Genomic DNA, 12,506 nt, shown 5'->3' on the forward strand with positions numbered 1-12,506 from the left:
CTAAAGTGCGAAGCTTTCTACATAAAAGATGAAGTAATAACTTCATCTTCTATTGTAATTCAAATTGTAGAAAATTACATCAAATATTATAATGAAAATAGAATCCAACAAAAATTGGACTACCTGTCTCCGGTTGAATACCGGAGACGGTAGCCCTAGGGTGTTTTTATTAAATTCTCACTTTTTGGGGTCAGTCCCCTAGTTTGCGCTAGGTTCTTTTTTTACCTATCCTTAGGAAGAAATTTCAGGGGCAATTTCTGAAGAACTCTTTGAGAAATAGCGCGAATAGGACTATAATTTAAATGTATAAACAAAGTAAATGGAGGTAGTTTTTATGAGATTTGACCAAGAACATGATTCATGTACAACGATTCTTGTCGGAAAGAAGGCCAGCTACGATGGTTCAACGCTAGTAGCGCGTACAGAGGACTCATGTAATGGAGAGTTCACTCCAAAGAAATTCATTGTGGTACGTCCAGAAGACCAACCACGTCACTATAAAGCAGTGATTTCAGGATTTGAAACAGATTTACCAGACAATCCTGTTCGCTATACGGCCATGCCAAATGCTATCAATAACGAAGGCATCTGGGGAGCTGCAGGGATTAATGCTTATAATGTTGCGGTGAGTGCGACAGAAACGATTTCGACAAATCCGCGTGTATTAGGGGCCGACCCACTCGTGGAAACGGGGATTGGGGAAGAAGACATCTTCACATTGGTGTTGCCTTATATTAAAACAGCACGCGAAGGGGTCGAACGTCTTGGACACTTCCTTGAAACAGCAGGAACCTATGAATCAAACGGAATTGCGATTTCTGATGTGAATGAAATCTGGTGGCTTGAATCGATTGGGGGACATCACTGGATGGCTCGCCGTGTACCGGATGATGCGTATGTGGTAAATCCAAACCAACTCGGCAGCGACTTCTTTGATTTTGAAGACAAAGAAAACTTTATGTGCGATCCTGATTTGAAAGACTTTATGATTCGTCATCACTTGAACTTGAATTTTGACGGAGAATCATTCAATCCACGTTACGCATTTGGTTCCCAACGTGACAAAGACCGCTTGTATAACACACCTCGTGCTTGGGATATTCAACGCATGTTTAACCCTGAAGTGGAACAATCTCCAACGAGCTTTGAAATTCCATGGGCACGTGTTCCATACCGTAAGATTACCGTCGAAGATGTGAAAGAATCGATGAGTACGCATTATCAATTTACGCCATATGATCCTTATGGAAACTTAGGCGATGGTAAGAGTAATCGTCGTTTCCGTACGGTAGGAATTAATCGTACGAGTCAAACGGCCATTCTCCAAATTCGTCCAAATCGTCCGCATGATACAACAGGAATTCAATGGGTCTCTTATGGTTCAATGCCATTTACAACCGCTGTTCCATTCTTTACACAAGTGGACACAACGCCAGCGTATTTCGCCAATACGACTGCGAAGGTTTCAACGGATTCCTTCTACTGGTCAAGTCGCTTAATTGCTGGACTTGCGGATGCGCATTACTTAGAACATCAAGCAGATATTGAAAGTTATCAAAAGAATACATTGTGTCGTGGGGAAGCTATGATTGCCCAAGTTGACGCTCGTCTTGAAAAAGGAGAAGTGGTAGACTTTGAGGCGGAAAATCAACAAATCAGTGATTATATTGAAGAAAAAACAGCAGCATTACTGGACAAAGTATTGCTTCGTGCAAGTAATTTGATGGTCAACCGTTATTCAGTGAGTGACTAATCAGCAATTCGTTTTAGGAGGTTAAAAGATGGAAGAAAAAAATGAAAAACAAATGAGTTGGCTGATGATATCCCTCATTGCATTTAACTTTGTGTGGGGACTTGGGAATGTGGTGAACAATTTCGCCCAACAAGGGATTGTGGTGATTACATCGTGGCTCATTATTTTAGTGATTTACTTTATTCCATATTCATTAATGGTTGGACAACTCGGTTCGACGTTCCAAGATAGTGAAGGGGGAGTCAGTGATTGGATTAAACAGACGTCTACAAAGAAACTAGCGTATTTTACCGCATGGACGTTTTGGGTGATTCAGATTCCTTATTTAGCGCAAAAACCACAGACGATGTTGATTGCGCTCGGATGGGTATTCCAAGGGCACTCGGGAATTGTGGATGAACTGCCGATTCCGCTACTAGTAACAGTCTGTTTAGCCCTATTCTTACTCATTCTCTATATTTCAACAAAGGGAATTCGTGCGTTGAAATTCTTAGGAATGATTGCGGGAACAGCTATGTTTGTTATGTCGATTTTGTTCATTCTATTAGCCGTTGGGGTTCCATTGATTAAACCCGACCTGCAACTAGCAACAGCGAATATGGATAAGATTGAAACGTATATTCCAAAGTTTGATTTTTCATACTTTACAACGATTGCGCTTCTTGTCTTCTCGGTTGGAGGGGCAGAGTCTATGTCACCGTATGTGCATAAAATCAAGAATCCAGCCAAAGAATTTCCAAAAGGGATGATTGCGATGGCTGTGATGGTTGGAATCTGTGCGGTCTTTGGATCTCTTGCAATGGGGATGATTTTTGATAGCAACAATATTCCACAAGACTTGATGCGAAATGGGGCCTATCAAGCATTTGCCGTATTAGGAAACCATTGGAATATAGGAAACATTCTTGTAACGATTTATGCATTGACGCAATTTATTGGGCAAACCGCTACATTAGCCTTATCGATTGATGCACCACTTCAAATCTTCCTTGCTAGTGCAGATGAAGAATATGTTCCGCGTTGGCTTCGTGCACGTACAAAGAATGGTACGTTAAGAAACGGATACATTCTTACAGGGGTCTTGACAGGAGCATTGATTGTCATGCCGGCTCTAGGGCTTAAGGAAATCGATACAGTTGTTGTTTGGATGACAAACTTGAATGCCATCGTGTCGCCAATGTGCTTCTTGTGGGTATTCGTCGCCTTCATGTTCTTGTATCGCCATTGGGATCGATATAAAAATGCTGAATATAAATACATTAACAATAAGACACTTGGGTTCTTAATGGGACTATGGGGATTTGCCTTCACGGCCTTTGCATGTATTCTCGGAATGGTGCCACAAATAGATTATGCGCAAAATCCGTCTGAATGGTGGTTTGTCTTAATTTCAAATATCATTATGCCATTTGCACTTCTTGGACTCGGACTTGTCCTTCCATGGATTGCACGTAGAGAACAAAAACAACAAGCATAAAAAAGCAACAGTATTGTCGAAGCCTTCTTCCGATGGGAGAGGGCTTTTTCATAAGAGGATTAAGGGAATCAAACTGACAAAATAACCGAAAAAATGGTATAGTAAATAAGAACAGTTTACTAGAAACGAGAGGTAACCCCCCATGAAATTATTAACCATTGCAGTCCCATGCTACAACTCTCAAGAATATATGCATTATTGTCTTCAAACGCTCCTTGCTGGTGGCGAAGAGGTTGAAATTTTAATTATTAATGATGGTTCTAAAGACAACACTGCTCGCATTGCCGACCAATATGCTGCAGCTTATCCAACGATTATCCGCGCCATCCATCAAGAAAATAAAGGGCATGGTGGAGCCGTGAATACGGGGATGGCGAACGCAACAGGCAAGTACTTCAAAGTCGTCGATAGTGATGACTGGGTGGATGTGCGTGCATACTTAAAAATCCTAGAACAATTACAACGCTTTGAAGAAACAGGCGAAGAAGTCGATGTGTTTATTACGAACTTCGTCTATGAAAAAGAAGGCGCGAAAACGAAGAAAATCATGCGTTACACTTCCGCATTCCCTGAAAATCAAGTGTTTACTTGGGATGATGCTAAGTCATTAAAACGCGGGAAATACATGATGATGCATTCGCTCATTTACAATATGAAGTTGCTTCGTAAATCAGGCTTACAACTGCCAGAGCATACGTTCTACGTGGATAATTTATTTGTCTTCGTACCGCTTCAATATAGCAAGACCTTATTCTATATGAACGTGGACTTCTACCGCTACTTTATCGGACGTGAAGATCAATCCGTGAACGAAAAAGTGATGATTAGCCGTATCGACCAACAAATCCGCGTGAATGAATTATTGATGGCGAATTACCATAGCGATAGGCAATTTCCAACCGTCTTGAAGAACTACTTAATAAACCACTTAGAGATTACAACGGTGATTTCTTGTGCGTTACTCAATAAGGGTGGCCAAGTAGAGCATCAAGAGAAGAAGGAAGCCTTACTTGCTGATTTAAAAGAAGCGAATCCAGAAGTTTTCCAACTCATTAGCAAAAATGTGGTCAGTAAAATTGCGATGTCCAAAAATAAACCGGGACAAGTTCTGTCAAACGGAATTTACACCGTCACACAACGATTCTTTGGATTTAACTAAATAGAGTTTCGAACTGCCAGGCATGAAGTGCACCCTAAAAGTTAGATTTTCTGTCTAACTTACATAAGCCGGTGGATATTTATTGCAAATCAGACTGAAAGTTCCAAATTCTCTATTTATTTTATTGATATTTTCTATAAAAATAGGTAAAATACTTTTATTATCAAAATATACTATACTATATAGGGGGTATTGAAATGAAATTTTCTAATCGTTTACTGCTATTCCTTGCAGGAGTTGTTTTTGTCTTTTTAGGACTTTTGCTATTTACAAACCCAGTAGCTAATCTTGTTGCTTACAGCTGGTGGATTTCATTTGGTTTACTGGTTTCTTCTATAGCAGCTATTTTAGGCTATTTCTCTGCACCAAAAGAGCTTCGCTCACCTGTTTATCTTTTCCAAGGGTTTGTTAGTCTTCTCTTAGCTCTTTACCTCGTGGCTTATGGCTTTGTGACCCTGCCGGTCGTCATTCCGACCATTGTAGGAATTTGGTTAATTGTAGAAGCCATTATTGCTTTCTTTAAAGGCAATCGTCTAGGATTGATTTTCCCTATTATTGGTAGCAATATCACGTGGGTAGCCTTGCTTGTATTTTTACTAGGTCTAGTGATTCTGTTCAATCCAGTGGCTACAGGTGTCTTTGTCGTTTATGTCATTGCCTTTTCATTTTTAGTTACTGGCTTCACCTACATTATTGAGGCCTTTCGTAAATAGTCTAGTTGCTATTTCTATCGCATTCAAAAAAGCTGGGAAATCATATTCTCAGCTTTTTCGTCTCTTTAATTATCACTTTTTCGCATTCCATTCTGCGTAGAATTGCTCCAAGTATTCTTCCAAAAAGTGATGGCATAGTGCTCTAGCATTCGATAAGTTGCAATAATAACCGGTCGAGAACGGGGCATCGACTCAATCATACCGAAAATAAAAGAGCGAATGTTATCTGCAAAAAGAAAGCTTAGATTCTTTGCGATTTCAACAAAAAAAGCACTGTTTGTTCTGACCACAAAAGTTAAACAAATAATTTAAGTGAAGGATTTAGTTCTGTATTGCACAGGACTAAGTCCTTTTAGTTTTACCTTAATTCGTTTGTTGTTGTAGTAATCAATGTAGTCAACAATAGCTTGTTCCAATTGGTTAAGTGCCTTAAATGTTTTCTCATCTATGTCAGTCATCATGATGACCAAATTCACGCGCGCTATCCTTTCTTGCTCTACATCATTGCTCTTGCGACATTCATCAATATCATTACAGCGATATCTAATATCATTCGTATCCGGAAATTTCATTCTCCAGAGCTCAAATCTAGTAAAAATATCAGTTTTGCTTCCTCTCTCTTTTCTATCTTTTTCTTGCAAACCATGATGATGAAAGAGTATGGAAGTGCCGATATTCCTCAAAAAATTGCTTTTATGAATATCACTTTGGGAAGTGTCGTTTTCTGCGTACTCGTCATTATTGGCGCCTATATGATTGTAAAATCAAGAAAAGCAAAGCGAAATTTATAAAGTGTGAAAAGGAGTGAAAACTTTCTTTTTTCTAATTAAAATAGCGGAACAATTAGAATTGGAAGATCCGTTTACAGGAAAATATAAATAGGTGCTCGTCGCAGGCCACACGAGCGCCTTGAGGCGTCGCTCTGAGATCAGAGCTATGCCCGAAATTGAAAAGCCACCCGCTAAGCCACTGGATATTTATTATGGGAGAAATTATCATATATGATAATTTCGCAAAGTGTGCCTCATCGATTTGGTTCGCCTTAAGGGTCCATGGTATAATAAACAAGACAAAATAAGAAATGGGGAAACCACATGAAACCATTTGATTACATCGTTGTGGGTGCTGGCCTTTTCGGTGCAACCTTTGCGCATGAAGCAGCGACACGCGGCTATAAAGTAAAAGTGATTGAGAAAAGAAATCATATTGCAGGGAATATTTATACAAAAGAAGTGGAAGGCATTCAAGTGCACGAATATGGTGCGCATATTTTCCATACGAGCGACAAAAAGATTTGGGATTACGTGCATCAGTTTGCAACGTTTAATCGCTATACGAATACTCCAGTTGCCAACTTCAACGGAGAAATCTACAACTTGCCCTTTAACATGAATACTTTTAATAAATTATGGGGTGTGGTGACGCCACAAGAAGCCGAAGCGAAGATCGCTGAGCAACGTGCGGTTCTTGGCGGTAAAGAGCCTGAAAACTTAGAAGAGCAGGCGATTTCTCTTGTGGGAGAAGATATTTACTACAAGCTCATCAAGGGCTATACGGAGAAGCAATGGGGACGTTCGGCTACAGAATTACCAGCGTTTATCATCCGCCGCTTGCCGGTTCGTTATACTTACGACAATAACTACTTTAACGATACGTACCAAGGGATTCCGATTGGCGGCTATACGAAGATGATTGAAGCCATGCTGGACCATGAGAATATCGAAGTTGAGTTGAATGTCGATTTCTTCGCGAAAAAAGACGAGTACTTAAGTAGTGGTGCCAAAATCGTCTTCACGGGAATGATTGATGAGTTCTTCGATTATGAATTAGGTACATTAGAATACCGTTCGCTCCGTTTTGAAACAGAAGTCGTGGACGTGGAGAACTATCAAGGAAATGCGGTGGTAAACTATACAGACCGCGAAACGCCATACACTCGTATCATCGAGCATAAGCATTTCGAGTTTGGCACTCAGCCGAAAACGGTAATTACGCGTGAGTATCCTGCCGATTGGAAAGTGGGAGATGAGCCTTATTACCCAGTGAATAATAAAGTGAACAACGACTTGTACGCACAGTATAAGAAATTAGCGCAGACGGTTCCGCAAGTGATTTTCGGAGGACGCCTTGGACAGTATCGTTATTACGATATGCATCAAGTTATCGCCGCTGCCCTAGAAACGGTTAAACATGAATTTGAATAAATGCAAAAACACCCTATTTGGTCATGGCCAAATAGGGTCTTATTTATGATGGATTCCTTCGAATCCTAGCGGATTTTATCATAACTACAATAATGGGGTACCGGTTCGAGCCTGTAGTCTCTCACCTTTAAAGCTTCAAAAAGGGCGTAAGGAATAAATCCCTACGCCCTTTAATTCATCTTTAATACGATTCCCCATTATTGTGGCTATGAAATCCGCAAGATTCTTCGGAATCCATACACAATCAAACCAAAAATGTGTTTCGATTTTAATCAAATTAAGCATTCACTGTATCTAGTTCTTCGCCGATAGCTTCAAGACGAGCTACAACTTCTTCAAGAGACAAGTTGTGTTCTTTCACGTAGCGGTTGCGTGGATGAACACGACATTCATGGCTGCAACCACGTAAGTATTTGTCTTCGTTCTCTTCTGAAGCTAAGATGCGACGGTTACATTCTGGGTTTCCACAGTTTACGTAACGTTCGCAAGGTGTACCATCGAACCAGTCTTTCCCGATAACAACTGGGTCTACGTGGTTGATGTCAACAGCGATACGCTCGTCGAATACGTACATTTTTCCATCCCAAAGTTCGCCTTGAACTTCTGGGTCTTTACCGTAAGTTGCGATACCACCGTGTAATTGACCGACATCTTTGTAACCTTCACGAACCATCCAGCCAGAGAATTTCTCACAGCGAACGCCACCTGTACAGTAAACAACGACACGTTTGTCCATGAATTTCTCTTTGTTATCGCGAACCCATTGTGGTAATTCACGGAAGTTGCGAATGTCAGGACGGATAGCACCGCGGAAGTGACCTAGATCGTACTCATAGTCGTTACGAGTGTCTAGGACAACAGTGTTTTCGTCAAGGAGTGCTTCCTTGAATTCTTTTGGTGAAAGGTAAGCACCTGTTGTTTCAAGCGGGTTAATATCGTTATCGAAGTTGTTATCCTCTAAGCCAAGGTGTACGATTTCTTTTTTGTAACGAACGAACATCTTCTTGAAGGCTTGTTCGCTTTCTTCATCGATTTTAAACCATAAGTCTTCCATGCCAGGAAGAGAGTGAACATAGTCCATATATTTTTGAGTTGTTTCGTAATCACCAGATACAGTTCCGTTGATTCCTTCGTCAGCGACAAGGATACGTCCTTTTAATCCGATTGATTTGCAGAATGCTAAATGATCTGCCGCAAATTGTTCCGCATTTTCGATTGGAACATATTTATAGTAAAGTAAAACACGAATGTCTTTTGCCATATTGTAAATCTTTCATCCTTTTCTAATTTGTAATGATTCTATTGTAACCGTATTGAGAACCATTATCAATGAATTCGATTGTGAAAAACTTCGAAAGGTATTGACATGACGGCATTTTAGAGTATAATTCGAAGTATAACGTTAAATTTATCAGATTGGAGGAGAAATCAATGAACAACTTAAACGTAAAACAAGTACATGATTTGAGAAACCTTCCAATTTTGGTGAATGAAGTATAGCGCATTTTTATAGATAAATTTAAGTGAGCCGTTACTTTTTCCATGCGTGGGGAAGGTGACGGCTTTTTTGATGGAGGGAAACGATGAACGATTTATTAAAAATAGTGATAGGCTTCATAAAAAAACATCCGATGCGCTACCTTGTTAGTTTTATTTTGATGATCGGAAGTAGTATTGCGGCGGTATACCCAGCGCGTATTATCGGACAAGTCGTCGATAAAATCGTGGCGAGTGAACTGAATGCCGAGTGGCTTGGGACACAGCTCGTGATTTTAGTCGGGATTATTCTTGTGGCCTATATTACGGAGAGTATTTGGACATATTTTATTTTTATTGGGTATTATGAAATTCAAAAAGAATTACGTGTGAAGTTACTACGTAATAATTTACGGAAGAAAATTCCGTTTTATGCGCATTTTAGAACGGGCGATATTATTACGCGTAGCAGTGAAGACGTTACAACGATTGGCGATATGATGGGGTTTGGGATGTTTGCATTGATGAACTCTACATTGCTGATGAGCGTATCGATTTATATGATGGTCACAACGATTTCGTTGCCACTGACCATCGCAGCGATTTTGCCACTGCCATTCCTTTCGTATCTTGTATATAAATGGGGATTCGATTTAGAAGAAGAGTACAACAAGGCGCAAAATGCAGTTTCACAATTAAATAATGAAGTGCTTGAGATGGTTGACGGGACGTATGTGATTCGTGCTTACGGGCAAGAAGATGCGATGATGGATGAGTTCAGGGCGAAAACGAAAAAGGCCATGAAACAAAATATTATCGTGTCTGAAATTGAATCGCGCTTTATTCCACTGGCGCAATTATTTATGATGATTAGCTTTACCATTGCCCTTCTATATGGTGGATATTTGGTATCGACGGGGGCCATTCTAGTCGGGGATGTCATTGCCTTCCAAGTTTATATGGGGGCGATTATGTGGCCGATGTTTATGATTGGCGATATTATTACGAACTATAAACGCGGAAAAGTGGCAACGGAGCGTATTAATGAAGTGTTGAAACATGATGATGAAATTGAACGTGGCGGTACAAAAGCGCTCGAGACAATCGAATCCATTGAGTTTAAGGACTTCAATTTTACGTATCCAGGCGAAGAGGTGCCATTATTAAAAGAGATTAACCTTACATTAAATAAAGGCGAGACGCTTGGGATTGTAGGAAAAACAGGTTCTGGGAAGACAACGCTCTTGATGCAATTATTACATCAATTTCCATACCGAGGCGAGAAACTGCTCATTAATGGAGAGCCATTGATTGATTACGATTCTCAAATGGTGGCGGGACATTTAGCCTACGTTCCACAAGAACACACGCTTTTCTCACGCACGATTCGTGAGAATATGTTATTCGGGAAAGAAGATGCGACCGATGAGGAAATTTGGGAAGCGTTGACGTTGGCGTCCTTTGATGGAGACGTGAAACGCATGCCACAGCAGCTCGATACGATGGTCGGAGAAAAAGGAGTATCACTTAGTGGTGGCCAAAAACAACGGCTATCGATTGCGCGTGCCTTCTTACGCAACCGTGAATGTTTGATTTTAGATGATGCGTTATCCGCAGTTGATGCGAAAACGGAACGCGAAATTATCTCGCACTTGCAAGAAGAGCGCGGGGGCTGTATGAATATTATTTCTGCACACCGACTCTCTGCGATTCGTCATGCCGATGAGATTATTGTGATGAATGAAGGACGCATTAGCGAGCGCGGCACCCACGAGGAGTTACTCGCACAACGTGGTTGGTACTATGAACAGTACCTCATTCAAGAGATAGAGGAGGAGATCGAATGAAAACGATGAAGCGATTATTAAGCTACCTCCGCTATGAGAAAAAAGGAGTTCTGATTGGACTCGTCTGCTTGTTGATTTCAACTATCGCAACTTTAACAGGACCTCTTGTGGCAAAATATATGATTGATAATGTGATTACACCGATGGGACAATCGCATGTCTTCGATGCTGGAAGTGTACTCCTATGGGTGGGTATTTACGTGGCAGTGAACTTAATTGGAGCGGCTGGTGGATATTTAAACCGTTTATATATGAAGACTCTCTCGAACCGCGTGGCCAAACGCATTCGTGACGAAGTATTCGAACATGTACAAACCTTGCCAGTATCGTATTTCGACCATTTACCTGCCGGAAAAGTGGTTTCTAGAATTACGAGTGATACGGAATCGGTGCGTGCAAACTTTTATGTCAATGGGATTTCGACGCTCCTTAGTACCGTCGTGATGCTCATTGGGGTATACACAACGATTTTCTTATTAAATGCGACGCTTGGATTCGTGTTATTATTCCTAGTTCCGGTGATGATGCTATGGCAGCGAACCGTTGCCGTGATGCAGAAAAAATGCTATACAGAGAGTCGTGAACTGTACAGCCAGTTGAGCGGACAGTTAAATGAAAGCATTCAAGGGGCTGGTATCGTTCAAGCCTTCCAACAAGAAGAAAAAATTGTCGCGGAATATGATGAGACGGCTACGTCTTGGGTAGAGGTTGGTCGCAAGGAATTAATTCTCGATTCTTACTTCTCGTGGAGTTTAGTGAGCTTACTTCGTAACTTTACGCTATTTGGAATTGTGTATTACTTCGGAATGCAATTTATCGGAGGAACACTTGGAATTTCAGCGGGGCTCCTCTATGCGTTTATTGATTATATCAACCGCGTTTATGAGCCGATTCAAACCTTTATGAATGTCGTGTCTGGTTTCCAACAATCGATGGCTGCGGGTGACCGCGTGTTTGAATTGATGGATACGCCAAGCGAGGAAAGTGGCGAAGAGCTCTTCACATTCGACGAAGGACGTATCGAATTTAAGGATGTGAGCTTCGAGTATACGCCAGGAGTACCGGTGTTGAAACACTTGAATTTCACGGTAGAGCCTGGGCAGACGGTGGCCTTTGTCGGTCATACCGGTTCAGGAAAATCTTCTATTATGAACTTGCTCTTTCGATTCTATGACCCAACGAGTGGAGCGATCTTGATTGATGGCAAAAACACGCGTGACTTTAATAGACGTAGTGTTCGAAGCGAGATGGGGATTGTGCTGCAAGATCCATACCTCTTTACAGGAACGATTGCTTCTAATGTAGGGCTTAACAATGAATCGATTGAGACTGAGACGATAAGAGATGCGCTTATTAAAGTAGGCGGAGGTCATCTACTCACGAAGAGTGACAAGGGCTTGGACTACGAGGTAAAAGAAAAAGGGATGGACTTCTCTTCAGGGGAACGCCAACTCATTTCATTTGCTCGTGCGATTGTCTTTGATCCGAAAATCTTGATTTTAGATGAAGCAACTTCGCATATTGATACCGAGACGGAAGAGATTATTCAAAACGCGATTAATGTCGTAAAAGAAGGGCGTACAACCTTTATGATTGCGCACCGACTTTCAACGATTGCTCATGCCGACCAAATCTTTGTGTTGGATAAAGGCGAAATTGTGGAACGCGGAACGCATGATGAATTACTTCAACTGCAAGGGCAATATGCCGAAATGGTGGCTCTTCAAAAAGGCTAATCCTATAGACTCTGTTTCCTTTCGAAACGGAGTCTTTTTTGATGCGTGCGGTAAACAGAATTTTTATTGTTTTTCAAGGGAGTTCATGGTGCATAAAGCCGCCTAGTTTGTTACAATGTGTAGGAAACAGATTGGGGAGAG

Annotated in this window: 9 protein-coding genes and 1 pseudogene; 8 read left to right on the forward strand and 2 right to left on the reverse strand. The window is 41.1% G+C overall.

What is annotated here, in order from left to right:
* From ADH02_RS00695 to ADH02_RS00715, 5 genes are all read left to right on the forward strand, one after another.
* Nucleotides 1-153: IS3 family transposase (locus ADH02_RS00695; protein ID WP_048781683.1), on the forward strand; the 153-nt coding region annotated here is incomplete at its 5' end.
* 181 nt (nucleotides 154-334) lie between these two features.
* Entirely contained in the window at nucleotides 335-1,753 is a 1,419-nt protein-coding gene (locus tag ADH02_RS00700) for a C69 family dipeptidase (protein WP_048781747.1), read from the forward strand.
* A 28-nt stretch (nucleotides 1,754-1,781) separates the two neighbouring features.
* On the forward strand, nucleotides 1,782-3,230 hold the full coding sequence (locus tag ADH02_RS00705; RefSeq protein ID WP_048781749.1) for an APC family permease: 1,449 nt from the start codon (nucleotides 1,782-1,784) through the stop codon (nucleotides 3,228-3,230).
* A 142-nt stretch (nucleotides 3,231-3,372) separates the two neighbouring features.
* Entirely contained in the window at nucleotides 3,373-4,389 is a 1,017-nt protein-coding gene (locus tag ADH02_RS00710) for a glycosyltransferase family 2 protein (RefSeq protein WP_048781751.1), read from the forward strand.
* 197 nt (nucleotides 4,390-4,586) lie between these two features.
* On the forward strand, nucleotides 4,587-5,102 hold the full coding sequence (locus tag ADH02_RS00715; RefSeq protein WP_048781752.1) for a DUF308 domain-containing protein: 516 nt from the start codon (nucleotides 4,587-4,589) through the stop codon (nucleotides 5,100-5,102).
* A 308-nt stretch (nucleotides 5,103-5,410) separates the two neighbouring features.
* On the opposite strand, the pseudogene ADH02_RS00720 reads toward ADH02_RS00715, so the two are convergent.
* A pseudogene (locus ADH02_RS00720) lies at nucleotides 5,411-5,545 on the reverse strand (IS3 family transposase); the annotation flags it as partial.
* A 651-nt stretch (nucleotides 5,546-6,196) separates the two neighbouring features.
* On the opposite strand from ADH02_RS00720, the gene glf reads away from it, so the two are divergent.
* Complete coding sequence (glf, locus tag ADH02_RS00725; RefSeq protein ID WP_048781754.1) at nucleotides 6,197-7,306, forward strand: UDP-galactopyranose mutase; 1,110 nt, start codon at nucleotides 6,197-6,199, stop codon at nucleotides 7,304-7,306.
* 277 nt (nucleotides 7,307-7,583) lie between these two features.
* On the opposite strand, the gene ADH02_RS00730 is transcribed toward glf, so the two are convergent.
* Nucleotides 7,584-8,567, reverse strand: a complete 984-nt coding sequence (locus tag ADH02_RS00730; RefSeq protein ID WP_048781756.1) for a rhodanese-related sulfurtransferase — start codon at nucleotides 8,565-8,567, stop codon at nucleotides 7,584-7,586.
* Nucleotides 8,568-8,889: 322 nt separating this feature from the next.
* Here ADH02_RS00730 and tetA(60) point away from each other — a divergent pair, with 322 nt between their 5' ends.
* Together tetA(60) and tetB(60) are read left to right on the forward strand one after the other, a co-directional pair.
* Nucleotides 8,890-10,629, forward strand: a complete 1,740-nt coding sequence (tetA(60), locus tag ADH02_RS00735) for a tetracycline efflux ABC transporter Tet(60) subunit A (protein WP_048781758.1) — start codon at nucleotides 8,890-8,892, stop codon at nucleotides 10,627-10,629.
* Entirely contained in the window at nucleotides 10,626-12,365 is a 1,740-nt protein-coding gene (gene tetB(60), locus ADH02_RS00740; RefSeq protein ID WP_048781760.1) for a tetracycline efflux ABC transporter Tet(60) subunit B, read from the forward strand. Before tetA(60) ends, tetB(60) begins: the two co-directional genes overlap by 4 nt.
* Nucleotides 12,366-12,506: the final 141 nt, after the last annotated feature.

This window comes from Streptococcus sp. 263_SSPC (assembly GCF_001071995.1).
In the GTDB taxonomy this organism is placed as follows: domain Bacteria; phylum Bacillota; class Bacilli; order Lactobacillales; family Aerococcaceae; genus Granulicatella.

Coding starts and splice junctions, on each gene's coding strand:
- ADH02_RS00710 (WP_048781751.1), top strand. CDS start 3,373: ATGAAATTATTAACCATTGCAGTCCCATGCTACAACTCTCAAGAATAT.
- glf (WP_048781754.1), top strand. CDS start 6,197: ATGAAACCATTTGATTACATCGTTGTGGGTGCTGGCCTTTTCGGTGCA.
- ADH02_RS00715 (WP_048781752.1), top strand. CDS start 4,587: ATGAAATTTTCTAATCGTTTACTGCTATTCCTTGCAGGAGTTGTTTTT.
- ADH02_RS00700 (WP_048781747.1), top strand. CDS start 335: ATGAGATTTGACCAAGAACATGATTCATGTACAACGATTCTTGTCGGA.
- ADH02_RS00705 (WP_048781749.1), top strand. CDS start 1,782: ATGGAAGAAAAAAATGAAAAACAAATGAGTTGGCTGATGATATCCCTC.
- ADH02_RS00730 (WP_048781756.1), bottom strand. CDS start 8,567: ATGGCAAAAGACATTCGTGTTTTACTTTACTATAAATATGTTCCAATC.